The following is a 25,618-nucleotide window of genomic DNA, read 5'->3' on the forward strand; positions in this document are numbered from 1 at the left end:
CGCTCACCTCTGCACCGGCAGGAGCGAGGCCACTGCCTCACCCAGCGTATGGTCAAGCCCCCACCAGAGACCTATCAGCAAGCCCGATGCGGCTACCACATGAACTAGAGGGGACTGCAGCCAACCCCACATCGGAAGGTGTGAAGTGCCGCCTACGTGGGTGACAAGGGACTGACTTGTATCAAGAGGGGGTACATGCGCATCGATTGCCGCTAGCAACTGCTGCCGTTCTGGGTGATTGACATCACGGTAGCGCCCCAGAAAACCCAGCATCAGCACCCGCTGAAAGACCGTGAAGACATAAGGATGTGCAGAGGCTTCACGCAGCACGGTGCGAATGTCTTCATAAAGCGATTCACCCGCCTGGTGGCTACTGAAAAACCTGGCCTGCAAGGTTTCCATCGCCCAGTCCTCATGGGCCTTACCTTCGGCACAAGCGAGCACCGTCTCATCCAGTAAGGCACACTGCGCGTGACTGATTAGCTCGATGCTACGGCTATCCAGGCCATCTTCCTGAAGCGAGGCCCGAACATGCTCGACATCCGCCGCACAACGAGGCCAGAGTTCCGGGCTACTGTGCACGCCTGTGCCGTGTCGCAACTCGACCACCAGCAAGTAGGTATCTTGCAACAAGGCATCGATGTCCACCTTGGCTGCAACGGGTTCATGCTGGGCGAGCGTCATGAGCGCAGCACCGCAAACAGTTCAAGTTTGGCGTCCTGAAACACGCTTGGTACGTAGAGCGCGCAGACGCCATCGGCCAACATGGCACGCCCTTTTTCATGACTCAGGCCCAGTGCGAAATACTGGTTCTCCAAACGCAGCGGTATTGCCGCAGGCACATGACTGAGGGGGTTCAAGGGAACGCCATCGAGAGCTGCATTGACGAGATAGTCCACATCATCAGGCGAGCCGATCTTGCACAGCCGTGGGAACTGGCTTTGCACTTGCACGGCTGGCAGCCGGCAGCGCACCGACAGGTAAAAGTCAGCCCCGTCTGGCTCAAGCAAACGAGGATCGTTCAGGGCCACCTGCCATCGGTTGGCACTGCGCGCTTCGAGTACCAAAGCCAGCACACGTGACGGCAGGCTCGCTTCCAGCAATGTGGAGAGCGTACGCATCAACGGCGGGAAAACAGACTCAAGGTGCGTATGCTGATAGGCAGGAATGTCCTCGACACTCTGGTCCAACGAAAACGTCAACAGCGCCCCCGCGCATTTCACCAACTGCTGGTACACCAACTCCGGATGCCGAGCAGGGTGTGCTTTAAGGTCTGCCAGCACCGGCTGATAGGTATTCAACGCGTTGAGCAACCAGAACAATGTCACATCAGCGACAGCAAAATCTGCCATGCGCTGGTTGCTCTCGCGACGCATCCCCATCAGCCGCTCACGTTTGGAGGACAGCTGGGTCAGCAAGTTATCCAGCTGAAGTAACAATCCAGCGTGCGCATCAAACCTCAGCAACGGGGGGATGTAATCCTGATCAATTTCCCACCGCCCCCGCCCATCCCGGACAAGGCGTGCCACTGGGCAGGTGAGGTAGTCTGCGTTGTCATCTTCATTCAGGCGCAAGCTCAGTGCATGTTCGAGTACGCTGATCGACTGCACCTCATCGGTATAGTGATCCTGTACATCCCGCCACACTTGGCGGTATCTCACCGGGCGCTCAACTCGGCCACCCTCGAACAGACAGTTGTTGCCATTGGCCCGTTCCAGCGGCAAAGCGAGCACCACCGTTGCCGCTTGACTGTCGTCAGGCAGCGCCCGGGACAGTTCCAGGGCACTGGGAAGCCGATCCAATCGATCCGTGTCAATCAGCGTTCCATCGGGCATGCACACCTGCAGCCGAGTGGCCAGGAGTTTGCCTAGCTGCAGTGCGTCCGCATCAAATGCGACTGCGCGAATACCCCACGGATGAACCCATGCCAAGGAAGCAACTGCCTGGTTGGTCCACGATTCAAAGCGGGCCTGCTGCTGAAACTGCTGCGCAGACAACACCACACCGGACGCCCACATAGGCCGATCGATCTTCACGATTAGTAACTCCCGGGTTCGCCGTCAGGATTTAGCTTTGGGCATCTGCGAAACCAACGACAGGTTGATGTCCATACCCTCAACCTGGAAATGCGGCACCGCAAACAGCTTGACTCTGAAGAAGCCTGGGTTGTCATCAATATCTTCGACAACCACCTTTGCCTCCCTCAGCGGATGAGACGCCTGCAAGTCATCGCCGGGGTCCGTCATTTCGGTAACCAGGCCGCTGATCCACCTATTCAATTCCAGTTCCAACAGGCGGCGATCCTTGGTTGTGCCGATGTTCTCCCGCTGGATGAGTTTCAGATAGTGAGCGATGCGCGAAAGCAGGAAGACATAAGGCAGCCGAGCGTTGATACGACTGTTGGCCGTGGCCTCAGGTGTGTCATAGATCGCCGGCTTATGCGCTGAGTTCGCGGAGAAAAAGCACGCATAATCGCGATTCTTGTAGTACGACAACGGAATCAACCCAAGATTGGCAAACTCAAACTCGCGGGTTTCCGGAATCATCACTTCCGAAGGAATCTTGACCTGACTGCCCGTACCCATGTCATAGAGATGGATCGGCAGATTCGTTACAGCACCCCCTGATTGCGGCCCTCGAATTTGTACGCACCAACCATTGGCTATAAAGCTTTTGACCATATTGGCTGCAAACGCGAACGTCGAGCTTACCCAGAGGTACTTGCTGTGATCCGGCCCCTTGACTCGCTCTTCATAGTTAAACAGCCGAACCGGATTCGTATCAGGCCCGTAAGGCAGTCGCCCCAACGTACAGGGCAATGTGGCGCCGACATAGCGGGCATCATCGCTTTCAGCGAAAGCGTGCCATTTGATGTACTCAGCACGGCCCATGTAGTTGCCGATATCTTTGATCGCGGCGACCTCCTCCATTGTTTGCTTGCCAAAGAACGCAGGCCCCATCGAGCACAAGAATGGCATATGAGCGGAGGCCGCAACTTTCGAGATATTCCGCAACAGTGCAATGTCTTGCGCCCCACGGCCAAACTCGTAGTTTGAGACCGCCGCCGCAATAGGCTCACCACCCGGCGTATCGTATTCCTGAGTATACGTATGCAGGTACATGCCGCTTTGAGCGATTTCGGGCGCATCTTCGAAGTCCTGGGCCAGATGCTCTTTACTGATATCCAACAACTCGATGCGGACGTTCTGGCGGAAGTCCGTCTGATCGATCAACGACTTCGCCCCACGCCAGATCGACTCTACACGCTGAAAGTCAGGATGATGCATCACTTCGTCCAGCTGACTGCTGATCTGGGCATCAATCGAGGCAATGTGTTCGTCCAGCAGGGCCCTGTCCAGACGCTCCACTTTCGGGGAGACTTGCTTGAGCCGCTCAAGAAAAACACTTACAGACGCAGTAACACGCTGATTGGGTGTTGCCTCAGACAGAACATCCACACTCTGGTAGGCGTCGATACCACCCATCTGCTCAAGGGGTTCGAGATTTATTTTTTCAAACAATGCGTGATAGACATTCTGGCTGTCTTCCACCCGCACAGTGGCGCCACGCGATTGCGCAGAGGATTGCTCTTCGGACATTTGTTAGCTTCCCGCCTGTAGAGATGATGGTTTTCTAGCATCCGCCTTGAGGGGCAAGGGCAGCCAGTTCCTTACGCAGTTCATTACTCAGCGCTTCATCTTTCAGTATGCGTTCCAACTCGGCACGGAACGTGGCGTTATCCAAGAGATTGGCTTTCAACTCACGCAGCAGGTTGCGCATCGCCAGCAGCGCACGTAATTGGGGTATCTGTCGAGCGACCTGTTCGGGCTCGAAGTCCTTCATCCGCTGAAAACTCAGTTCAACAGGCGTTTCTCCACCTTCGCTGGCCAGCGTATCTTCAACGACCAGTTTGAGGCTCGGTGAAAACTCCAAGAGCACACTGTCAAAATTATTTTTATTGACATCAACCTTGCTCCGTTCGGACAACGGACGCTGCTCTTTTCCGTTACTGTAATCCCCCATCAGCATGAGCTTAAGCGGCAGCTCAACCTTACGCTGGGCCCCACCCGTATGAAGATCAAGTTTAATATTGACGCGCGCCCTCGGCACCTCACTTTGAAAACTGCCTGAAGCCATAACTCCTCCTGAAGCCACTGGAAACGGCCTCGACGAAAGTGACATCACTGACAACGATCCATTTCAAGCCCATTGGCAACTGCAATGGAATTCAATTCATTGCCAGCAACTACCGCTCCCCCAAGGCAACACTTGAAATGTTTCCAGATCAAACATGCACCAATTCTTCACATTTCGCCACCCCCCGCACAAAACTAGGAAACTTCCTACAAGCGACAGGAAAACCTTCGACCAGGATTCTGCTTGCCCCCCAATCGAGTAGCGCCAAACAGATGCACTCAATGCACCAGCAATGCATTGATCCATATCAACGAATTAAACCAACAGACCACGCGGACCACCGCCGTACAAATATCAATTAATCTAAACCCACCAAAGGCAAGTCCAGAAAATGATACACCCCCAATTAAAACAGCCAATTCTTCCTGAGCTTCATTGATGAGCAGGTACCCGTCAGTGAATACTCTGTTTGTCGACAGTGCCTATGCCGGAAAGTGGGCTCAGCGCATCGTGTGATATGGGTATGGCTGGCTGAGGCTTGCATGCTAACTCGCCGGAACCAGCTCTTCGTCTCAAGACTTTACACACAGAGCCTAGTAACCCGTCATCTCCAGATACCCGCGCCCGCCCGCACTCCCGTTCAAGCGTACCGGCCCTTCCCAATACGGGAACCGTGTCTGCATCCACGCCTGCGGCTCCACGGCATCGACCTGCACATCCACCCCATGCTCCGGCACTTGTACCCGCCAGCGCGTCGGCACCTGCTTGCCGTTTTTCTGCGCAGACCAGGCCAGGGCCTGCAGCTGGATCTGTGCGGCGTCCAGTGCCATCACGTCCCCTTGTGGCCCTACCCAGGTCCCGGCGCGATACGGTTCCCCGTGGGCCTCCCGTACCTGGAACAGCATCAGCTTGGCGCCACTGTCCAGGTGCAGGGAAAACCAGTCCCAGCCGGTCTGCCCGGGCGCCAGCGGCTGACTGCTCCATTCCCGGTCCAGCCAGGCCTGCCCGGTAACCGCGATGCACAGGCTGCCACGCTGGACGTGCCCCTGGACGTGGTAGAACGGCTGGCTGTAATAGTACGAAGCCTGGCCCTTGCCAGATTTTTCGCTGTAGCCCTGCTCACCATGCAGCACCAAGGGAAGATCGCTGTGCAACTGCAAGTCATAGCGAAATCCGTCGCCACTTGCGGCCATCTGCAGCTGTTCAATCCCGCCCCGGCCCTGTAACACCCAATCGTTGATCCATGCCCGAAACGGCTGGGCCTGCACGCCGGCCTGGCCGACACCACCCCGCGCCAGGGTTTCAGCAGCCTGATGGCCACCCGGCCCGGTCAGTGCTGCATGCCCCATCCACAGGTTCGGGCTGTTCCAGCCGGTGGTCTCCGGGCCGGGGCGCAGGGCCGAGCGGAACAGTGTCCACTGGGCGCCCCAATCTCGGCCCTGGGCGTCCTTGAGGTTGGCGGTGACATACCACCACTCGATACGAAAGCCGTCGTGGGGGCCGTGGTCATGCGGGAATACCAGACGATGATCGCGGGTCACCTGGCTGAATTCGCCAGCCTGCTGCCCGAGCCCGGCATAGCTTTGCGGTGCTGGCTGATCACAGCCGCACAACAACAACCCGGTCAGCAACAGCCACGCATTAAGCTTCATCGGCCAACGGCCTCAACAGTTCGCGCGGCTGGCGGCGCGCCAGTTGCCACAGCGGCCAGGCGCAGGCCAGCAGGCTGGTGAGCATGCCCAGCACGGTCAACTGCAGCAGTTGCATGGGGAACACATACAGCGGTAAGCGCCAGCCGAAGGCCTGCACGTTCACCACCGCGACCAGGCACCAGGCCAGCAACAGCCCAAGCGGGATTGCCAGCAGCACGGTGAAGCTGCTTAGCATGAGTGTCTGCCCGAGGCTCAGCCAGACCAGTTGCATGCGCCGCACCCCCAACGCCCACAGCGGTGCCAACTGGCCCAGCCGGGCCTGGCCCAGGGTCAGCAAGTTGATGAACAACGCCACACCGGCCACGCCAAGGGTAAGGCTGTTGAGGGCTGCGGTGGCGGCAAAGGTGCGGTTGAACACGTCGGTCGACCAGCGTTTCAGGCGCGCCTGCTCGACCACCCGGCTGTCATCCAGGGCAAAGTGCCGTTGCAGCGCGGCCTTGAGCGATGCCACCCCTTCAGCGCTCAGGTCGACACTCAAGCCGGCCAGGGTTGCCCGTGGCCAGTGGGCGCGCAACCAGCCGGCATTGACCAGTACATGCCCCTTGGGGTTACCGTAATCGGCATAGATCCCCACCACGGGCAAGGCTGGCGTGTCTGCGGGCAGCTTCAGGCTATCGCCCAGTTGCAGGTTCAGTCGCCTGGCCAACTGCTCACTGAGCATCACGGCTTGGCCGCTGGCCAGTCGCTGCCAGGCGCGCGAATGCTGTTCCAGCAATGGCCAGCGCGTTCGATAGGCGGGGTGATCGACAATGCCCTGCACTTGCACCGGCCAACCTTGCAGCTGCATGTCTGCGCGCCAGCCGGGCAGGACCACGCTGGCCACAGGCTGCTGCTTGAGCCACTCGACTATCTGCAAGCCTTGGGCCGTGTCCCGCGGGGTGACATACAGGTCGGCGGAGAGGCGCAGGTCAAGCCAACCGACAAAGGTCTTGCGAAAACCCTCGGTCATGCTGCCTACGCCAACACTGGCAGCCAGCGCCAGCAAGAGGGCGACCAACGCCAGGCTCAGGGCTGGCAGCTGCTGGCGGCTGTCAGCCACGAACCATTGCGCCAATGGCCGGTGGCAACGATCCGCCAGCCAGGCCAGTACCCGATCGAGCAAGGCCGGCAACAGCAGCGCCGCCGCCAGCAGCAACCCTGCCAGCATGCCGAACGCGCTAAGCAGGCCAGCCCCGAACACGCCACAGGCCAAGGCCAGCAACAGCAGCAAGCCCGCTAGCAAAGCCTGACGTTTCAACCATGGCCCCTGTGCCAGACGCCAGGCCTGGGGTTGCGCCAGCGCCAGCAAAGGCAAACGGGCAGCACGCATTACACTCTGCAGCCCAGCCAGCAATGCCCCGAGTACACTCACCAACACACCCAGCAGCCACCACCCCGCCGGCAGGCTCAACGTGCCGGCGACCTGGGCGCCATACAGACCACGCAGGCTGGCGGCCACGTCGGGCAGCAGCCACGCGGCCAAGGCGTAACCACTGGCCACCCCGGCCAGCCCACCCAGTGCCGCGAACAGGCCCAGTTCCAGTACCAGGGCACCCAGCAGGGTCTTCAGGCTGACGCCGCACGCGCGCAGGTTGCGGATCAGCCCACGGCGCTGCTCCAGCGCCAGACCGATCGCGGCGTGGGCGATGAACAAACCGACGACGAACGCCAGCAGGCCGAGCGCGGTCAGGTTGAGGTGGAAACTGTCGGTGAGGCGCTGCAAACCGCCATCGTCCTGCCGCGGCTGCAATTCAAGGTAGCGGGCGATATCCGCAGGCAACGGCCCGGGCGTATCGGCCAGCAGCAGACGGGACAACTGCCCCGGTGCGTTCAGCAACGTCTGCGCGTGGCCGATGTCCACCACGATGACCCCAGGTGCCAGCGCAGGCTGCAAAACCAGAGGCGGCAGCAACTGCCCTTCACTGTCGCGGGTCGGCTGCCCGGGGCTTGTGTTCAGTTGACGCAAGGTATCTGGCCCAACCCAGGCTTGCCCGGGCGAGCCGATGAACGCTTGCAGGTCGAATGCCTGCAACTGCACCCCGGCAATGCTGCTGGCAGGCGGCAGGCTCAACGGCTCGATGCCGATCAGTCGCACACTGCGTGCGGGCTCGCCCGGCAAGCGCAAGCGCCCTTCCAGCACCGGCGAAATAGCCCAGCCCAGCCTGCGCAGTTGCACGTACAAAGCCTGATCGAAGCGCTCGCCATTTCGCGCGATCAGTTGCGCCTGCAGCGGCCCGGTCAATACCGCGCTGGCCCGGGCATAGTCGCTGCGTGCCTGGCTGTTCAACGCCTGCACACCGGCCCACAACGCCGTGGCCAGCCACAGGCCAGTGAAGATGCTGAAGCACTGCACACGATGGCGCCGCCAGTGGCTGAGCAGCGCCAACAGGGCCAGCGACAAAAGCTTCATCAGCCCTGCTCGGGCCGCACACGGCCGGCCTGCAGGTAGCAACGGTGCTGCAAACGCGCCGCCAGCCGCGGGCTGTGGGTCACCATCAGTACCCCGCTGCCGGCTTCGGCGACCAACTGCAGCAACAAACTCAGCACCTCGTCACTGCTGGCTTCATCGAGGCTGCCGGTCGGTTCGTCAGCCAGCAGCCAGGCCGGGCGCCCGGCAAGCGCACGGCCGATCGCGACGCGCTGCTGCTGGCCGCCAGACAGTTGTTCCGGATACCGCTCAAGCAGGTCCGCCAGGCCCAGGCGCTGCGCCAGGTAAGCCGCCCAATGCGGGTCATGCCGCCCGGCGAGACGGGCCTGGAAGGTAAGGTTCAGGCCCACGTCCAGACTGCTGATCAGGTTGTACTGCTGAAACACCAGGCCGATCCCTTCCCGCCGCCACTGCGCCAGCGACGCTTCCGAACGGCCGTCGAGCGGAACATCGTCGATCAGAATGCGGCCGCTGTCAGCTCGGTCCAGGCCAGCCACCAGGTGCAGCAAAGTACTCTTGCCGCTTCCCGACTCGCCCATCAGCGCCAGGCTGCTGCCCCGCGCCAGGCGCACATCGACCCCCTGCAATATGGGGAGCGGGCCCTGGGGGGTGGGGAATGATTTGTAGAGTTGTTCGATGGCTAGCATCGAGTGGCCTTGATGGGTTGGGTGTCCCTTTAGGCATAGCAGGTTCGGCCAGGCCTGCTTCTGCACCGGCCGCATTGATCGATCTCGCCGGTGCCTTCCTGTTCAGACGACGCGGTGCTGCAGCCGCCCGCTCGAATTGCAGGGGCGCCCCATCAATGGATCCACTAAAAACCGATAATCGCACAGAATACGCATCTCTCAAGTAAAATGCATTGACCTCGCACGCCAGTCACAGCCTTAATGGATCCATTAAATAAAAACAAAACCCCGGAGAGCCTTCCATGTACCCTAAAAACACCTGGTACGTCGCCTGCACACCCGACGAAATCGCCACCAAACCCCTGGGCCGGCAGATCTGCGGGGAAAAAATCGTGTTCTACCGCGCCCGAGAGAACCAAGTAGCCGCCGTCGAGGACTTCTGCCCGCACCGCGGCGCACCGTTGTCGTTGGGCTATGTCGAGGACGGCAACCTGGTGTGCGGCTACCACGGCCTGGTGATGGGTTGCGACGGCAAGACCGTGTCGATGCCGGGCCAACGGGTGCGTGGCTTCCCCTGCAACAAGACCTTTGCGGCCGTCGAGCGCTATGGCTTCATCTGGGTCTGGCCCGGCGACCAGGCGCAGGCCGACCCGGCGCTGATTCCGCATCTGGAATGGGCGGTGAATGATGACTGGGCCTACGGCGGCGGGCTGTTCCACATCGGTTGCGACTACCGCCTGATGATCGACAACCTCATGGACCTCACCCATGAAACCTATGTGCACGCCTCCAGCATCGGCCAGAAGGAGATCGACGAGGCACCGCCGGTGACCACCGTCACCGGCGACGAAGTGGTCACCGCCCGGCACATGGAAAACATCATGGCGCCGCCGTTCTGGCGCATGGCCTTGCGTGGCAACGGCCTGGCCGACGATGTACCGGTGGACCGCTGGCAGATCTGCCGTTTCACCCCACCTAGCCATGTGCTGATCGAAGTGGGTGTAGCGCATGCCGGCAAGGGCGGCTACCACGCCGAGGCACAGCACAAGGCATCGAGCATCGTGGTCGACTTCATCACCCCGGAAAGCGATACCTCTATCTGGTACTTCTGGGGCATGGCGCGCAATTTCGCTGCGCACGACCAGACCCTGACCGACAACATTCGTGAGGGCCAGGGCAAGATTTTCAGCGAAGACCTGGAAATGCTCGAACGCCAGCAGCAGAACCTGCTGGCCTACCCCGAGCGCAACTTGCTGAAGCTGAACATCGATGCCGGCGGCGTGCAGTCACGCAAAGTGCTGGAGCGGATCATCGCCAAAGAGCGTGCGCCGCAGCCGCAACTGATCGCCACCAGCGCCACCCCTGCCTGAGGAACAGCCGACATGATCGATGCCGTAGTGGTATCCCGTAACGATGAAGCCCAGGGTATCTGCAGCTTCGAGCTGGCAGCGGCAGATGGTAGCCTGCTGCCGGCGTTCAGCGCCGGCGCCCATATCGACGTGCACCTGCCCGACGGGCTGGTGCGCCAGTATTCGCTGTGCAACCACCCCGAAGAACGCCATCGCTATCTGATAGGCGTGCTCAACGACCCGGCTTCGCGGGGCGGCTCACGTAGCCTGCACGAGCAGGTGCAGGCCGGCGCCCGGCTGCGTATCAGTGCGCCGCGCAACCTGTTCCCGCTGGCCGAGGGGGCGCAGCGCAGTGTGCTGTTTGCCGGCGGCATCGGCATTACCCCAATCCTGTGCATGGCCGAGCAGCTGTCCCACTGCGGCCAGGCCTTCGAGCTGCACTACTGTGCCCGCTCCAGCGAGCGGGCGGCGTTTGTCGAGCGGATCCGCAGCGCGCCGTTCGCTGATCGGCTGTTCGTGCATTTTGACGAGCAGCCGGAAACGGCGCTGGACATCGCCCAGGTGCTGGGCAACCCGCAAGCTGATGTGCACCTGTATGTATGCGGGCCCGGCGGGTTCATGCAGCATGTGCTGGACAGCGCGAAGGGGCTGGGCTGGCAGGAGGCCAACCTGCACCGCGAGTACTTCGCCGCAGCACCGGTGGATGCCAGCAACGATGGCAGTTTCTCGGTGCAGGTGGGAAGCACGGGCCAGGTGTTCGAGGTGCCAGCCGACCGGACCGTGGTGCAGGTGCTGGAAGAGAACGGTATCGAGATCGCCATGTCGTGCGAGCAGGGTATTTGCGGCACCTGCCTGACACGCGTGCTACAGGGTACACCGGACCATCGCGATCTGTTTCTCACCGAACAGGAGCAGGCCTTGAACGATCAGTTCACGCCCTGCTGCTCGCGCTCGAAGACGCCGCTGCTGGTGCTGGATATCTGACCCGGCTTACGACGAGGCCAGGATGACTTTCATGCCCGCGTCTGCCGCTGCCCCGCCAAAGGTTTCGGCATAGCGCAAGGTGGCATTGGCGTGCTCGCGCATGATCGCTTCAGCGCGGGCACCCTGGCGGTTGACCAGGGCATCGAACACAGCGTGGTGCTGCATGTGGGCGAAGTTGAAGCGCCGGTACTCACGGGCCAGATCATGGCGGTCGACCGCCAGTGCGGTAACTGAGGCGAATGGCAGGTGGTCATTGCGCGCCAGGGCAACGGCAATGGCCGGGTTGTGGCTGGCGTCAATGATCACCTGATGAAAACGCATGTTCAGGTCGTGATAGACCTGCAAGTCGTCCTCGCTCACAAAGCCTTTGTCGAACAACTGATCGCCGTCGATCAGGCACTGCTGCAGCGCAGCGCGTGCTTGCACCGACAAGCCACGCTCAGCGGCCTGACGAGCAGCCAACCCCTCCAGCACACCGCGCACCTCGACCGCACCTGCGATGTCATCGGCGCTGACCGAGCGCACCTGAAACCCCCGGCCGCCAAAGCGCACCAGCAGGCCTTCCTGTTCCAGGGTACGAAATGCCATGCGCACCGGCATGCGTGAAACGCCGAACAGTTCAGCGGTTGGGACTTCCATCAAGCGTTCGCCGGCCGCCAGCTCGCCCGAAGCGATCATCTTGCGCAGCGCAACCAGCACCATTTGACCGGGTTTGCTCATCCAGGCTACTTCCACAGACATGAGCGGGCATCTTAGCGCAAGCCGAGGGGTTGCTGCAGGCCTGTGTAGGAGCGGGTTTACCCGCGTAGCAGGCGACGCGGGGCATGGCACCGGCTGCGCCGGTGTTCGCGGGTGAACCCGCTCCTACGGGGGGGGGCGCTAACGCCTGGAAACCAACCTGGCTCAAGACATGCGCTGTAGATGTAGGAGCGGGTTTACCCGCGAAGCAGGCGACGCGGGGCATGGCACCGGCTACGCCGGTGTTCGCGGGTGAACCCGCTCCTACGGGGGGACGAGCTAACGCCTGGAAACCAGCCTGGCTCAAGACATGCGCTGTAGATGTAGGAGCGGGTTTACCCGCGAAGCAGGCGACGCGGGGCATGGCACCGGCTACGCCGGTGTTCGCGGGTGAACCCGCTCCTACGGGGGGGATGCGCTAACGGCTGGAAACCAACCTGGCTCAAGACATGCGCTGTGGATGTAGGAGCGGGTTTACCCGCGAAGCAGGCGACGCGGGGCATGGCACCGGCTGCGCCGGTGTTCGCGGGTGAACCCGCTCCTACGGGGGGACGAGCTAACGCCTGAAAACCAACCTGGCTCAAGACATGCGCTGTAGATGTAGGAGCGGGTTTACCCGCGAAGCAGGCGACGCGAGGCATGGCACCGGCTGCGCCGGTGTTCGCGGGTGAACCCGCTCCTACGGGGGGATGCGCTAACGGCTGGAAACCAACCTGGCTCAAGACATGCGCTGTGGATGTAGGAGCGGGTTTACCCGCGAAGCAGGCGACGCGGGGCATGGCACCGGCTGCGCCGGTGTTCGCGGGTGAACCCGCTCCTACGGGGGGGATGCGCTTACGGCTGGAAACCAACCTGGCTCAAGACATGCGCTGTGGATGTAGGAGCGGGTTTACCCGCGAAGCAGGCGACGCGGGGCATGGCACCGGCTGCGCCGGTGTTCGCGGGTGAACCCGCTCCTACGGGGGGGATGCGCTTACGGCTGGAAACCAACCTGGCTCAAGACATGCGCTGTAGATGTAGGAGCGGGTTTACCCGCGAAGCAGGCGACGCGGGGCATGGCACCGGCTGCGCCGGTGTTCGCGGGTGAACCCGCTCCTACGGGGGGGATGCGCTTACGGCTGGAAACCAACCTGGCTCAAGACATGCGCTGTGGATGTAGGAGCGGGTTTACCCGCGAAGCAGGCGACGCGGGGCATGGCACCGGCTGCGCCGGTGTTCGCGGGTGAACCCGCTCCTACGGGGGGGGCGCGCTAACGCCTGGAAACCAACCTGGCTCAAGACATGCGCTGTAGATGTAGGAGCGGGTTTACCCGCGAAGCAGGCGACGCGGGGCATGGCACCGGCTGCGCCGGTGTTCGCGGGTGAACCCGCTCCTACGGGGGGATGCGCTTACGGCTGGAAACCAACCTGGCTCAAGACATGCGCTGTAGATGTAGGAGCGGGTTTACCCGCGAAGCAGGCGACGCGAGGCATGGCACCGGCTACGCCGGTGTTCGCGCTAAACCCGCCCTAGAAGGTCAGCGGGTAGCTGACGATCAGGCGCGTCTGGTCGAGATCACTGTTGAAGCTGCGCCGGTTGGCCGCGTTGTTCAGCCGGATGTTGAGGTTCTTCAAAGCCCCACTCTGGAAGGTGTAGTTCACCTCGATATCGCGCTCCCACTCCTTGCCATTGCTGCCCGCCGCCGTGGTGGCATTCTCGCCGTGGCCGTAGCGCACCATGGCCAACAGCCCTGGCACACCCAGCGCGGCAAAGTTGTAGTCGTAACGCACTTGCCACGAGCGCTCGTCAGCATTGCTGAAGTTGCCGTTGAACATGTCATTGCCCAGGGTTCGCCCACTGCTGCCGTACACCGACATCCACTGGCTGTCGCCACTGACCTTCTGCAACCCCAGGTACAGCGTGTGGCCACTGTGCGAAGCTGACAGCAAGGCGTAGCCGGTGCGGCTCTGGATGTCGCCGATGCGCGCCTGCCCGTCATCCCGGTCAATGAAGTAGCCCAGGTTGGCCCCCAACCTCCACTCCCCTACCTGCTGGCTGTGCAGCAGGTTGAAGTAGCTTTGCTGGTAGATGTCCTCCAACTGCGCGTGCCAGGCGCCGATCAGTGTTCGCTGCTGGTTGAAGCGGTACTCGGCACCTGCGTAGTTGAAGCCGTCCGAGGTGACCCCGGGCGCGGCCCAGGCAGATAGGTCCTGCATGTCCGAAGAGTGGCGCAGGCTCACCTCGCGGTACTGGCCGGCCTGCAGGCTAAGGCCTGCGATTTCCCGCGAGTCGAGCATGGCGCCACGAAAGGTCTGCGGCAGCAGGCGACCATCGTCGTAGCGCAACAGTGGGATATCCGGCAACAACTCCCCCACCTTCAGCTCGGTCGCGGAAATACGCAGCTTCGCCGCCAGCCCTGCCCGACCGTAGTCGTCGGCCGCACGCCCGTCATCGTGCACCGGCAGCAGTTCTGAGCCGCTGGTACCGCGGCCGCTGTCCAGCCTCACGCCGAACAAGGCGATACCGTCCAGGCCAAAACCGATCAGCCCCGGGGTGTAGCCCGAGCTGAACTTGAAGATGAAACCCTGGGCCCATTCTTCAACCTTGCCCTTGGCTGCCCCCGGGTCGCGGAAATCACGATTGAAATAGTAGTTGCGCAGTGTCAGCCCGCCCTTGGCACCTTCAAAGAAGCCCCCTTCATCGGCCCAGGCCGGCAAACCGAGACCAAACGCCAGCGAAACTGCCAGGGCCGAACGGGCCAGCGTACGAGTTGTATCCTTCATTATTATTGTTCTCCGCTTTCAATAGGCGCAGCAGGCCGCCCCAGGCCAGCCTGACCCGGAGCAGGAAGTTGCATTCAGATACCCGGCCAGGCCGGGTTGCACTCAGTGACTCAGTGCATCAGCAGGCAGGGTGGACGCCGGCTTGTTCATCGGGCGCAGCAACAGCAGGCAACCCGCGGCAAGCACGAATACGATGGCGAACACGCCATACAGATGCAGGGGCTGCCAGCCACCATCGAGCAACACGCCAGCCACGGTCGGCGACAGGATCGCGCCCATGCGGCCGATGCCGATACCCCAGCCCACGCCGGTGGCGCGTACCGAGGCGTCGTAGACCACCGGCGACAAGGCATACAGCCCAGCCACGCAGCCGTTGGAAAACAGCCCGATCAGCAGTCCCAACGCCAGCGCCGCAGTGACCGAGGCACCATTGGCCACGAACAGCACCAGCAGCGCTGCGGTAATGAGCATGAACAACGCCAGCACGCGAGTCAGTGGCCAGCACGAAGCCAGGCCGCCGATCAGCGCCGCGCCAAGGATGCCGCCCACGCTCAACAGTACGCCGCCGGTGATGCCTTGCTGGGCCGACAAGCCGGCGGCCACCAACAGTTTTGGCGTCCAGCTCATGACGAAGTAGAAGCCGAACATGACCAGGAAGAACAGCAACCAGATCACCAGCGTGGTGCGGCGCATGGCCGGCGCCAGCAGTTGCCTGAAACCGCTGTTGGCACCCGCTGCCCTTGCGGCAACAGCCGGCAGTTGCGCCAATGCCGGTTGGCCGAGGCGCACGGCAAGACGGTTGACCCGGGCCAGAGCATTGGCCGGCCGGCGTGCCAGCAGAAAGTCCAGCGACTCTGGCAACCACAGCAGTACCAGCGGAATCACCAGTACGGTAACGATGCCGCCAAACAGAAATACCGAGCGCCAGCCCCAATGCCCCAGCAACCATACCGCCAGCAAACCGCCCAGGGTCGCGCCCAGCGCATAACCAGTGGACTGCAGGCTAACCGCCAAGCCGCGCCAGCGTTTGCTGGCATATTCACTGGCAATCACATTGCTGCTGGCCAGGATGCCACCAATGCCCAGCCCGGTCAGACCACGCAGCAGCGCCAGTTGCAGCGGGCTCTGACTCAGTGCCGAGAGCAGCATGCCGATACCGGACAGCGCCAGACACAGCAGGATCAGCGGGCGTCGGCCAAAGCGGTCAGCCCACGGCGCGATGAACAATGACCCGGCCGCCATACCGAACAAGCCGGCACTGAGCAGAAGCCCTACCTGCGCCCCGTTCAGGTTCCACTCGGCAGACACCGAGGCAGCGGTAAAGGCCATGACCAGCACGTCAAAGCCATCGATCATGTTGAGGATGATGCAAATACCAATGGCCAGGCACTGAAAGCGACCCATCGGGTCGTTGTCCAGACGTTGCTTGAGATCGGTATTCATGGGGTCACCTGCCGGCCAGGCTTGGCCACAGGCGAGAGGGAAGATGCGCACGCGCAGGCGGAACCCTGACGGTTCAGTGCCGTTGGATAGCCATTCATGACTGGACCCTTTTTGTAATTGTTATCGCATACGGCAGGAGGGCTCCGGCCGTTGTCAGGCGCTAATCAATCAGATAATGGATCCATAGACAACATGACGAAAGCGCTGACTCTCAATTATGCGCGACCAATTTCAATGAATTGCTGGGACGCAATAATTTTTTACTTGTTAATTCAACCACTTAGTAACTAAAAATCTGAAAAACTTGATGTTCGGTTATCGCACATAAACTGATTATGGATCCACAAAATCATCACAAACCATCCTTGAGTCCCCCTCTTCACTGCGCAATGAACAAATCTTCATGTTCCCCCTCAGCGCCCGGATCATGGGGCACACAGCCGATGCCAGCCAGCCGGCAGCCGGGGCTCGTCTTGAGGGGGCAGTACGGGTTGCGTAGCATCCGCGGCCCGATCGCGCGCGTACTGCTCCCCCCAGGATCGACTCACTGATGCCGCAACCTATCCCTCTAAAGGACCACGAAAAGGAAAAACATCTGGTCAACCGTCGGCTTCTGGCCTGCGCCGCCATGGTGTTCAGCCTGTGTGCCGTCCTGGTTGGCCGGCTCTATGTGCTGCAAGTGCTACAGCACGACCAGCAAACGGCCGTGTCGGAAAACAACCGCGTGCACGTGTTGCCCATCGCCCCCGAACGCGGGCTGATCTACGACCGCAACGGCGTGGTACTGGCGGACAACAAGCCCAGCTTCGACCTGACCATGACCCGCGAGCGGGCCGGCGGCGACTCGGCCAAAGTGCTCGACACCCTGACGCAGGTGCTGGGCCTGACCGAAGACGACCGTAAGCAGTTCGACAAGGACCTGCGCCGTGGCCGCAAACCGTTCGAGCCCGTGACCCTCATGGTGGGTTTGAGCGAGAAACAGATCGCCCTGGTCGCCGTGAACCAGTTCCGCCTGCCAGGCCTGGATGTAGAGCCGCAATTCATCCGCGAGTACCCACTGGCCGAGCATTTCGCTCATTCAGTGGGCTACGTGGGGCGCATCAACGAGAAAGAGGCCAGGACGCTCGACAGCACGGAGTACCGCGGCACCCAGTCGATTGGCAAGACTGGCATCGAGCGCTTCTACGAAAGCCAACTGCATGGCCACGTGGGCTACGAAGAGGTCGAGACCAACGCTCAAGGGCGGGTGATGCGCGTGCTCAACCACAAGGACCCGACCCCAGGGCAGGACATAGTGCTCACCCTGGACGCCCATTTGCAGGTAGCCGCAGAAAAAGCGCTGGGTGACCGCCGTGGCTCGGTAGTGGTGCTGGACCCGGCCAATGGTGATGTCCTGGCGATGGTCAGCAACCCCAGCTTCGACCCCAACCTGTTCGTCAAGGGCATCAGCTTCAAACAGTATGCCGCGCTGCGCGACTCCATCGACCGCCCACTGTTCAACCGCGTCCTGCGCGGCCTGTACGCGCCCGGCTCGACCGTGAAGCCTGAAGTGGCGATCGCTGGCCTCGACAGCGGGGTGATCACTCCGGGCAGCCGGGTGTTCGACCCGGGCTACTACGAACTGCCCAACTATCACCACAAGTACCGCAACTGGAACCGCAGCGGTGACGGCTGGGTGGACATGTACACCGCCATCATGCGTTCCAACGACACCTACTTCTACGACCTGGCGCACAAACTGGGCATCGACCGCCTGCACGACTACATGGCCGAGTTCGGCCTGGGCCAGAAGGTGTCGCTGGACATGTTCGAGGAGGCCTCCGGGCTGATGCCCTCGGCCGAGTGGAAGCGCGCTACACGGCGCCAGGCCTGGTTCCCGGGCGAGACGCTGATCCTGGGCATTGGCCAGGGTTACATGCAGGTCACCCCGCTGCAGTTGGCCCAGGCCACCAGCCTGCTGGCAAGCAAGGGCGTGTGGCACCGCCCGCACCTGGCCATGACCGTGGGCGGCGACACACCAGTCGACACCCACCCCATGCCCAACATCGTTCTGCACGACAAGCATGCCTGGGACCAGGTCAACCAGGGCATGCAGATGGTCATGCACGACCCGCGCGGTATTGCCCGCGCCGCGGCCGCCGGTGCCCAGTACCGAATTGCCGGCAAAAGCGGTACCGCGCAGGTGGTGGCGATCAAGCAGGGTGAGCGTTACAACCGCAACAAGACCCTGGAGCGCCACCGCGACAATGCCCTGTTTGTCGGCTTTGCTCCGGCCGAGCATCCCAGCGTGGTGGTGGCGGTGATGATCGAGAACGGCGAGGCTGGGGGCCGGGTCGCAGGGCCGGTGGTACGGGAGGTGATGGACGCCTATCTACTGGATGAGCAAGGGCACCTGAAGCCGGAGTATGCGGGCGGCGCACCCACTCGGGGTGTGCCACATACCTGATTTTGCGGGACCGCAGTGGAGGCGGCCTTGGCCGCGAACGAGTCAGGATGCCGTGCGCGGCATCAGCTCATACGGGTGCTTCCACCCCGGCAGCGCCTGGATGCGGGCTTTCCAGGCCTCGATGTGGGTGAACTCTGCCAGCGGAATACCGGTGTCTTCTGGCATGAACACATACCCCGCTAACGACAGGTCGGCAATGGTCAACCGGCCACCGACCATGAATGGCGTCTTCGCCAGGTGCGCGTCGACAATACGGTAAGCCGCCTTGGCACGCTCGCGCAGGAACCTCGTGACATCGGTTTCACCGGTGTTCTTCAGGCAGAACAGAAAGCGCAGCACAGCGTAGTAGCTGGTGAACTTATGGTTGTCGAACAGCATCCAGCGCCAGATCTCGCGTTTTTCGTCTTCATCGCGGGGCCCGAACTGGCCGGTCTGTTCAGCAAGGTATTCCAGGATCAGCGCAGATTGGGTGAAACGCTTGCCAGCGTGTTCCATCACCGGCACCTCGCCCTGCTCGTTCACCTCATCGCGCCAGGCTTGCTCACGGGTCTGGCCATGGAAGAAGTCGACGAACACCGGCTGCCAGTTCTGGCCGGTGAGTTCAAGCATGAGCGCAACCTTGTAGGCGTTGCCGGATTCGGCGAAGCAATGCAGCTTGTAGTCGGACATGGGCGAACCTTCAGTTTCCTTTGAATGATCGGCAGGGCCCTCTGCGGGTTTGCCCGCGAAGCGCCATCCACCCAAGCAAATCACGCGCATCCCGACGCGGTCAATCCATGACGCGCTCCGTCGGTACCTTGAAATCCGTGAGTTCAGCCACCTCGTCAGCAGCAGGTGCACTTTCACCCTCGACACTCTCCAGCCAGGAGCAGGGAACTACCTGAACGCCCCGGCCGTCTTAGAAACTGAGTGGTTTATTTCCCTGTGCTTCACGCTACTGGAGAACACGACATGCGCCACCTACTGCTCGCCCCTGCGCTGCTGCTCCTGGTGCCTGCCGGCGCTGCCCTGGCCCGCGTCGATGCGGGCGACGTCGCTACCTCGGCCGGTATTTCCGCTTCGCTGTATTCGACCTTCAAGGATGACAAACGGATCATCCCGGCCCGTGACGAACTTTCAGCGTTCGTCGCCAGCGGCGGTGCCATCCGCGGCGCCTATGTGGAGTCGGCGCTTGAACAGGCCCGCAAGGACCATCCAGGGCTGCAGGCCAATGATGAAGAACTGGCCCGGGCCATCCTGTCGCAGGATGACCCTGTGGCTGACCACTGACCATTGCGTAAACCTGTACCGCCTTTCGCAGCGGTTCGACGCAAAAGGGCGGTACAGGGCCACCTCACCCCCAGCCATCCATGCGCATGGTCGCCCTGACCAGGCGCTGCTCTTCCTGCTCGATCTCCCGCAAACTGTCGCGTATACCGTTGATATGCTCACGCGCCGCCCGCTGCGCCTGCTCGGGCAGTTGCTCCATCACCGCGCGATACAACCGCGCATGCTGCCGATCAATCTGGCGTTTCTGCGCCGGCCGGCAATACAAATTGTTGACCGAAGCAAACACGGTGCTCAGCGTCAGGTCACTGAGCGATTGCAGGGTATGCACCAGCACCGGGTTATGCGACGCCTCACTGATCGCCCGGTGAAAGGCATGGTCACGAAGGGCATGCTCACGGGCATCGAGCGCCTGCGCAGCCTCGTGCGCAGCCAGCATTTCTTCATAGCGCCGACGGATCAGCAGGCGGTCGACGTCGGTAGCGCGCAACGCAGCCAACCGCGCCGACTCAGCCTCCAGCAACGCCCGGACCTCCAGCAGGTCGAACAGCGTACGCGGTTGCGAACTGAACAGGTGCATCAAAGGCGTAGCACCCGCCGGCCCGGTGAGATCGGCGACGAACGAACCCCGCCCCTGTTCGGTGTCGATGATGCCGCGCCCACGCAAAATGCGCAGGCCCTCCCGCAACGCCGAACGTGAACAGCCAAGCTTCTCCACCAGCCGCCGCTCCGACGGCAGCGCCTGGCCCACCTTGAGCACACCTTCGACGATAAGCCGCTCGACCCGTTCGGCCACCTGGTCGGCGACCTTGACCTTGCCTTCAGTACCCACTGCACACACTCCTGCTGGTAGGACCACTTTGACTTATAGCGCCAATCTAGCCGGACAGAGCCGTGAGTAAACAGCATTGTCCGAAGAAACTGGTAGGACCAGTCAACATCTCACTCGACCCCGGCCGCTAGCACGCGCACGCTGCAACGGTGACCGCTTTGCCAACAACAATAAAAACCGTTGCCGAGTGAGCCGATGAATATCCTGTACGACGAACGCGTCGATGGCGCGCTGCCCAACGTGGACCGGGCCGCCCTGTTGCAGGCGCTGCGCGACGCCCTGCCGGATCTTGAAATCCTGCACCGCGATGAAGACCTCAAACCGTACGAATGCGACGGCCTGTCGGCCTACCGCACAGTGCCACTGCTGGTGGTGCTCCCCGAGCGCCTGGAGCAGGTGCAGACGCTGCTGAAGCTTTGCCACCAGCGCGGCGTCCCGGTGGTTGCGCGTGGTGCCGGTACCGGCCTGTCGGGTGGTGCCCTGCCACTGGCCAAGGGCATCCTGCTGGTGATGGCGCGCTTCAACCGTATCCTCGAGGTAAACCCTCAGGGGCGCTACGCCCGCGTGCAGCCGGGCGTACGCAACCTGGCCATCTCCCAGGCCGCCGCACCCCATGGCATGTACTACGCACCAGACCCTTCCTCGCAAATTGCCTGCTCGATCGGGGGCAACGTCGCCGAAAACGCCGGTGGCGTGCACTGCCTCAAGTACGGCCTGACCGTACACAATGTGCTCAAGGTGGAGATTCTCACAGTCGAGGGCGAACGCCTGAGCCTGGGCAGCGATGCCTTGGACAGCCCCGGCTTCGACCTGCTGGCATTGTTCACCGGCTCCGAAGGCATGCTCGGTATCGTCACCGAAGTCACCGTCAAGCTGCTGCCCAAGCCCCAGGTGGCGCGGGTGATACTGGCCAGTTTCGAAAGCGTCGAGGACGCCGGCCGGGCAGTCGCCGACATCATCGCTGCCGGCATCATTCCCGGCGGCCTGGAGATGATGGACAACCTGGCGATCCGCGCCGCAGAAGACTTCATCCATGCCGGCTACCCGGTGGACGCGGCGGCGATCCTGCTGTGCGAACTGGATGGCGTGGAAGCCGATGTTCACGACGACTGCCAGCGCGTCGCCGCGGTGCTGACGCAAGCCGGGGCCCGCGAGGTGCGCCTGGCCTGCGACGAAGCCGAGCGCGTTCGCTTCTGGGCCGGACGCAAGAACGCCTTTCCGGCCGTGGGGCGCATCTCCCCGGACTACTACTGCATGGACGGCACCATCCCGCGCCGAGCATTGCCACGGGTGCTCAAGGGCATCAGCGACCTGTCCGCGGAGTACGGCCTGCGGGTGGCCAACGTATTCCATGCCGGCGACGGCAACATGCACCCTTTGATCCTCTTCGATGCCAACCTGCCCGGCGAGCTGGAGCGTGCCGAAGCGATCGGCGGCAAGATTCTGGAACTGTGTGTGAAGGTGGGCGGCAGCATCACCGGTGAACACGGCGTGGGGCGCGAGAAGATCAACCAGATGTGCGCGCAGTTCAACAGCGACGAAATTACCCTGTTCCACGCGGTGAAGGCCGCCTTCGACCCCCAGGGCCTGCTCAACCCCGGCAAGAACATTCCCACCCTGCACCGCTGCGCCGAATTCGGCGCCCTGCATGTGCACCATGGGCAACTGCCCTTCCCCGAGCTGGAGCGCTTCTGATGAGCATGGACCGCGACATGAGCCAGACGCTGTTGGAGCAGGTCAACCAGGCGCTGAACGAAGGTATGCCGCTGCGTATCCAGGGCAGCAACAGCAAAGCGATGCTCGGCAACCCGGTGGCCGGCGAAGTACTCGACACCCGCAACCACCGCGGCATTGTCAGCTACGACCCCACCGAGCTGGTACTCACGGCCCGCGCCGGTACCCCTCTGCGCGAGATCGAGGCAGCCCTGCACGAGGCTGGCCAGATGCTGCCCTGCGAGCCACCCCACCTGGGCCCCGAGGCCACCTTGGGCGGCATGGTCGCGACGGGGTTGTCTGGCCCTCGACGGCCGTGGGCCGGGTCGGTGCGCGACTTTGTACTGGGTACACGGGTGATCACCGGCCACGGCAAACTGCTGCGCTTTGGTGGCGAGGTGATGAAGAACGTCGCCGGCTACGATGTGTCACGCCTGATGGCGGGCAGCTTCGGATGCCTGGGGCTGCTGACCGAAGTTTCGCTGAAAGTGCTGCCACGGCCGCGCCTGTGCCTGAGCCTGCGCCTGCCGATGGGGCGCAATGAAGCGCTGGCCGAGCTGGCCGAATGGGGCCAGCAACCGCTGCCGATCAGCGCCGCCTGCCATGACGGCGAAACGCTGTACCTGCGCTTGGAAGGCGGCGAAGGGTCGGTGCAGTCGGCACGCCAACGGCTGGGGGGCGAAACACTCGATAACCGCTTCTGGAGCGACCTGCGCGAGCAGCGCCTGGCGTTCTTTACCGACGCCGCCCCCCTGTGGCGCCTGTCCGTACCCACCATCACCGGCGAGCTGGACCTGCCCGGCCAGCAACTGATCGACTGGGGGGGTGCCCAGCGCTGGCTCAAGACCCGCGCACCAGCGCAGGCCATTCGCGACCAGGTGGCCAAGGTGGGTGGCCACGCCACCTGCTACGCCCCCGGTGCAACCAGCAGCCCGCCACTGCCGGTTGCACTGATGCGCTACCACCGCGCCCTCAAGCAGCAGCTCGATCCCCAGGGGGTGTTCAACCCTGGTCGCCTGTACCCGGACCTGTGAGGCCAGACCATGCAAACCAACCTTAGCGAAACATCGCGCCGCCTGGCCCGCGCCGACGAAGCCGAGCGCATCCTGCGCACCTGCGTACATTGCGGTTTCTGCACCGCCACCTGCCCTACTTACCAGTTGCTGGGCGACGAACTGGACGGCCCGCGCGGGCGAATCTACCTGATCAAGCAGATGCTCGAAGGCGAGCCGGTCACCGCCAGTACCCAATTGCACCTGGACCGCTGCCTGACCTGCCGCAACTGCGAAACCACCTGCCCATCCGGGGTGAAGTACCACGATCTGCTGGACATCGGCCGCGCGGTGGTCGAGCAGCAGGTGCCACGCCCGCTCGGCCAGCGCCTGTTGCGCCTGGGCCTGCGTGCGGTGGTGCCGCACCCGGCACTGTTCAATGCCCTGACCCGCAGCGGCCAGGCGCTGCGCCCGCTGCTACCGGCCTCAGTCAAACGCAAGTTGCCGGCGCAGGTCACCCCACCCGGCCAGCGTCCGGCAGTGCGCCATGCGCGCCGGGTACTGATGCTGGAAGGCTGCGTGCAACCGGCCCTGTCACCCAATACCAATGCCGCTGCTGCGCGGCTGCTCGACCGCCTGGGCATCAGCGTGCAACCGATCCGGCAAGCCGGATGCTGTGGCGCGGTGGACTATCACCTGAATGCTCAGGCGCAAGGCCTGCAGCGGGCACGGCGCAATATCGACGCCTGGTGGCCCGCCATCGAAGCGGGTGCCGAGGCTATCGTGCAGACCGCCAGCGGCTGTGGTGCGTTTGTCCGCGACTATGGGCACCTGCTGGAAAAAGACCCCCATTACGCTGTCAAGGCCGCCCGGGTCAGCGCCCTTTCCCGCGATCTGGTGGAAATCTTGCGCGATGAGCCGATCGAACAATTGGCCCTGTGCGCCGAACAGCGCCTGGCCTTCCACTGCCCATGCACCCTGCAGCACGCCCTGAAGCTGGGCGGTGAGGTAGAAGCGTTGCTGACGCGGCTCGGCTTTACCCTGACCTCGGTGCCCGATGGTCACCTGTGCTGCGGCTCGGCGGGGACCTATTCGCTGACCCAGCCTGAACTGTCACTGCAACTTCGCGACAATCGTCTGAATGCGCTGGAAAGCGGTAAACCGCACCTCATTGCCACAGCCAACATAGGCTGCCAGGCCCACCTCGACGGGGCTGGACGCACGCCCGTGCGCCACTGGATCGAAATCGTCGAAGCAGCCTTGAACCCGGAGCCCGCCCATGCATAGCAAGTTCGTTATCGGCCAGACCGAAATCGCCCGCGTACTGACCGCCGCCCGCCAGGAAGCCCAGGCCCGAGCATGGAGCGTGACCATCGCCGTGGTCGACGACGGCGGCCACCCACTGGCCCTGGAACGCCTGGACGGCTGCGCGCCGGCCAGTGCCTATATCGCGCTGGAAAAGGCCCGCACCGCCGCACTGGGGCGCAAAGAGACGCGGGATTATGAAGAGATGGTCAATGGTGGCCGTACTGCATTCGTGACCGCCCCCCTGCTGACCAGCCTGGAAGGTGGCGTGCCGCTGCGGGTGGAAGGCCAGCTGGTGGGCGCCATCGGTGTATCAGGCGTCAAATCCGAACAGGATGCCCAAGTGGCCAAGGCTGGGGCTGCCGCCTTGTAGATCCTGCGATTCGACCCCGCCTCCGCACCTTAAAGGCATTTCCTACACGAGCCTCAGAAGCGCCTTACTTGATGTCCCTACCCAGAGAAAACATGATCGGCGCTGGAGGACGCAAGGTCGCGATCCAGAGGAGGCTCCGCATGCACCCGTACGCCCGCCCCATCGCCGAACTGCGCAGCAGCCTGCGCGAAATGTTGGCCCATGACATGACCAACCCCGACAACGACCCGCACTTGTCGGGGGTCATGTTCTTCTGCGTCACCGATGAACATTCCCGGCAATTGATCGAACGCATCGAGTTGCTGGCCAGCGAGGTGTTCTTCGACGCGAACGGACGGGCCATTTCAGAGCATATGAAGGCTTCGACGGTAGAAGGCGTGCGCATCAAGCGCAACCGCAACGCGCCGGAAGATGAAACCGTGATACGCATTGCCCTGGCAGAAAAAGGCTACATCACTGTCAGCACCGCCCGGCTCTGAGCGGTTGGCTTGGCATCATCGTAGCCGGTGACAAGCACCTGAGTCGCAGCCAA

21 protein-coding genes are annotated in these 25,618 nt (G+C 62.5%); 9 read left to right on the plus strand and 12 right to left on the minus strand.

Annotated features, from left to right (window positions below; translation table 11 throughout):
• Window positions 1-3: 3 nt before the first annotated feature.
• From tssL to J3A98_RS13950, 7 genes are all read right to left on the minus strand, one after another.
• Window positions 4-684 carry a type VI secretion system protein TssL, short form gene (gene tssL, locus J3A98_RS13920; RefSeq protein WP_209966841.1) on the minus strand — a complete coding sequence of 227 codons (681 nt, stop codon included), beginning with the start codon at window positions 682-684 and terminating at the stop codon, window positions 4-6.
• Window positions 681-2,036, minus strand: a complete 1,356-nt coding sequence (gene tssK, locus J3A98_RS13925; protein ID WP_209966843.1) for a type VI secretion system baseplate subunit TssK — start codon at window positions 2,034-2,036, stop codon at window positions 681-683. Before tssK ends, tssL begins: the two co-directional genes overlap by 4 nt.
• 24 nt (window positions 2,037-2,060) lie before the next feature.
• Window positions 2,061-3,599, minus strand: coding sequence for a type VI secretion system contractile sheath large subunit (gene tssC, locus J3A98_RS13930; RefSeq protein WP_209966845.1), 1,539 nt, complete (start codon window positions 3,597-3,599; stop codon window positions 2,061-2,063).
• Window positions 3,600-3,633: 34 nt separating this feature from the next.
• Window positions 3,634-4,137: a type VI secretion system contractile sheath small subunit gene (gene tssB, locus J3A98_RS13935; protein WP_209966847.1), complete on the minus strand. Its 504-nt coding sequence runs from the start codon at window positions 4,135-4,137 to the stop codon at window positions 3,634-3,636.
• 593 nt (window positions 4,138-4,730) lie between these two features.
• Entirely contained in the window at window positions 4,731-5,789 is a 1,059-nt protein-coding gene (locus J3A98_RS13940; RefSeq protein WP_209966849.1) for a lipocalin-like domain-containing protein, read from the minus strand.
• On the minus strand, window positions 5,779-8,238 hold the full coding sequence (locus J3A98_RS13945) for an ABC transporter permease (protein WP_209966851.1): 2,460 nt from the start codon (window positions 8,236-8,238) through the stop codon (window positions 5,779-5,781). The genes J3A98_RS13940 and J3A98_RS13945 overlap by 11 nt, the downstream gene beginning before the upstream one ends.
• Window positions 8,238-8,903 (minus strand): ABC transporter ATP-binding protein, encoded by a 666-nt coding sequence (locus J3A98_RS13950; RefSeq protein WP_209966853.1) that lies wholly within the window; start codon window positions 8,901-8,903, stop codon window positions 8,238-8,240. The genes J3A98_RS13945 and J3A98_RS13950 overlap by 1 nt, the downstream gene beginning before the upstream one ends.
• Before the next feature lie 281 nt (window positions 8,904-9,184).
• Between J3A98_RS13950 and J3A98_RS13955 the strand changes: the two genes are divergently transcribed.
• The gene (locus tag J3A98_RS13955; protein WP_098090670.1) at window positions 9,185-10,252 is read left to right on the plus strand and encodes an aromatic ring-hydroxylating dioxygenase subunit alpha; all 1,068 of its coding nucleotides are present in this window, start codon (window positions 9,185-9,187) and stop codon (window positions 10,250-10,252) included.
• 12 nt (window positions 10,253-10,264) lie between these two features.
• Window positions 10,265-11,215 carry a PDR/VanB family oxidoreductase gene (locus J3A98_RS13960; protein ID WP_209966855.1) on the plus strand — a complete coding sequence of 317 codons (951 nt, stop codon included), beginning with the start codon at window positions 10,265-10,267 and terminating at the stop codon, window positions 11,213-11,215.
• A gap of 6 nt (window positions 11,216-11,221) precedes the next feature.
• Here the strand turns inward: J3A98_RS13960 and J3A98_RS13965 are convergent, their stop codons facing one another.
• From J3A98_RS13965 to J3A98_RS13975, 3 genes are all read right to left on the minus strand, one after another.
• On the minus strand, window positions 11,222-11,935 hold the full coding sequence (locus J3A98_RS13965) for a GntR family transcriptional regulator (RefSeq protein ID WP_209969862.1): 714 nt from the start codon (window positions 11,933-11,935) through the stop codon (window positions 11,222-11,224).
• Window positions 11,936-13,462: 1,527 nt separating this feature from the next.
• A complete protein-coding gene (locus tag J3A98_RS13970) occupies window positions 13,463-14,716 on the minus strand; it encodes an OprD family porin (protein WP_209966858.1) in 1,254 nt (417 codons plus the stop codon).
• A gap of 102 nt (window positions 14,717-14,818) precedes the next feature.
• Window positions 14,819-16,159 (minus strand): MFS transporter, encoded by a 1,341-nt coding sequence (locus tag J3A98_RS13975; RefSeq protein WP_209966860.1) that lies wholly within the window; start codon window positions 16,157-16,159, stop codon window positions 14,819-14,821.
• Between the two features lie 550 nt (window positions 16,160-16,709).
• Between J3A98_RS13975 and mrdA the strand changes: the two genes are divergently transcribed.
• Window positions 16,710-18,605 carry a penicillin-binding protein 2 gene (mrdA, locus tag J3A98_RS13980; RefSeq protein WP_209966862.1) on the plus strand — a complete coding sequence of 632 codons (1,896 nt, stop codon included), beginning with the start codon at window positions 16,710-16,712 and terminating at the stop codon, window positions 18,603-18,605.
• Window positions 18,606-18,647: 42 nt separating this feature from the next.
• Here the strand turns inward: mrdA and J3A98_RS13985 are convergent, their stop codons facing one another.
• The gene (locus J3A98_RS13985; protein WP_209966864.1) at window positions 18,648-19,274 is read right to left on the minus strand and encodes a glutathione S-transferase; all 627 of its coding nucleotides are present in this window, start codon (window positions 19,272-19,274) and stop codon (window positions 18,648-18,650) included.
• A 282-nt stretch (window positions 19,275-19,556) separates the two neighbouring features.
• Between J3A98_RS13985 and J3A98_RS13990 the strand changes: the two genes are divergently transcribed.
• Window positions 19,557-19,874, plus strand: a complete 318-nt coding sequence (locus J3A98_RS13990; RefSeq protein WP_017148260.1) for a DUF2388 domain-containing protein — start codon at window positions 19,557-19,559, stop codon at window positions 19,872-19,874.
• A 64-nt stretch (window positions 19,875-19,938) separates the two neighbouring features.
• Here the strand turns inward: J3A98_RS13990 and glcC are convergent, their stop codons facing one another.
• Entirely contained in the window at window positions 19,939-20,703 is a 765-nt protein-coding gene (gene glcC / locus J3A98_RS13995) for a transcriptional regulator GlcC (RefSeq protein WP_209966866.1), read from the minus strand.
• 195 nt (window positions 20,704-20,898) lie between these two features.
• On the opposite strand from glcC, the gene glcD reads away from it, so the two are divergent.
• The 5 genes from glcD to J3A98_RS14020 all read left to right on the plus strand — a co-directional run bounded on the left by glcD (window position 20,899) and on the right by J3A98_RS14020 (window position 25,565).
• Window positions 20,899-22,398: a glycolate oxidase subunit GlcD gene (gene glcD / locus J3A98_RS14000; RefSeq protein ID WP_176682429.1), complete on the plus strand. Its 1,500-nt coding sequence runs from the start codon at window positions 20,899-20,901 to the stop codon at window positions 22,396-22,398.
• Entirely contained in the window at window positions 22,398-23,450 is a 1,053-nt protein-coding gene (glcE, locus tag J3A98_RS14005; RefSeq protein ID WP_209966868.1) for a glycolate oxidase subunit GlcE, read from the plus strand. Before glcD ends, glcE begins: the two co-directional genes overlap by 1 nt.
• Before the next feature lie 9 nt (window positions 23,451-23,459).
• The gene (gene glcF, locus J3A98_RS14010; RefSeq protein ID WP_209966870.1) at window positions 23,460-24,695 is read left to right on the plus strand and encodes a glycolate oxidase subunit GlcF; all 1,236 of its coding nucleotides are present in this window, start codon (window positions 23,460-23,462) and stop codon (window positions 24,693-24,695) included.
• Entirely contained in the window at window positions 24,688-25,086 is a 399-nt protein-coding gene (locus tag J3A98_RS14015) for a heme-binding protein (RefSeq protein ID WP_209966872.1), read from the plus strand. Before glcF ends, J3A98_RS14015 begins: the two co-directional genes overlap by 8 nt.
• A gap of 140 nt (window positions 25,087-25,226) precedes the next feature.
• Entirely contained in the window at window positions 25,227-25,565 is a 339-nt protein-coding gene (locus J3A98_RS14020; RefSeq protein ID WP_176682425.1) for a hypothetical protein, read from the plus strand.
• The last annotated feature ends 53 nt before the right edge of the window (window positions 25,566-25,618 follow it).

The sequence above is a fragment of the Pseudomonas sp. BP6 genome (assembly GCF_017875935.1).
In the GTDB taxonomy this organism is placed as follows: Bacteria; Pseudomonadota; Gammaproteobacteria; order Pseudomonadales; family Pseudomonadaceae; genus Aquipseudomonas; species Aquipseudomonas putida_Y.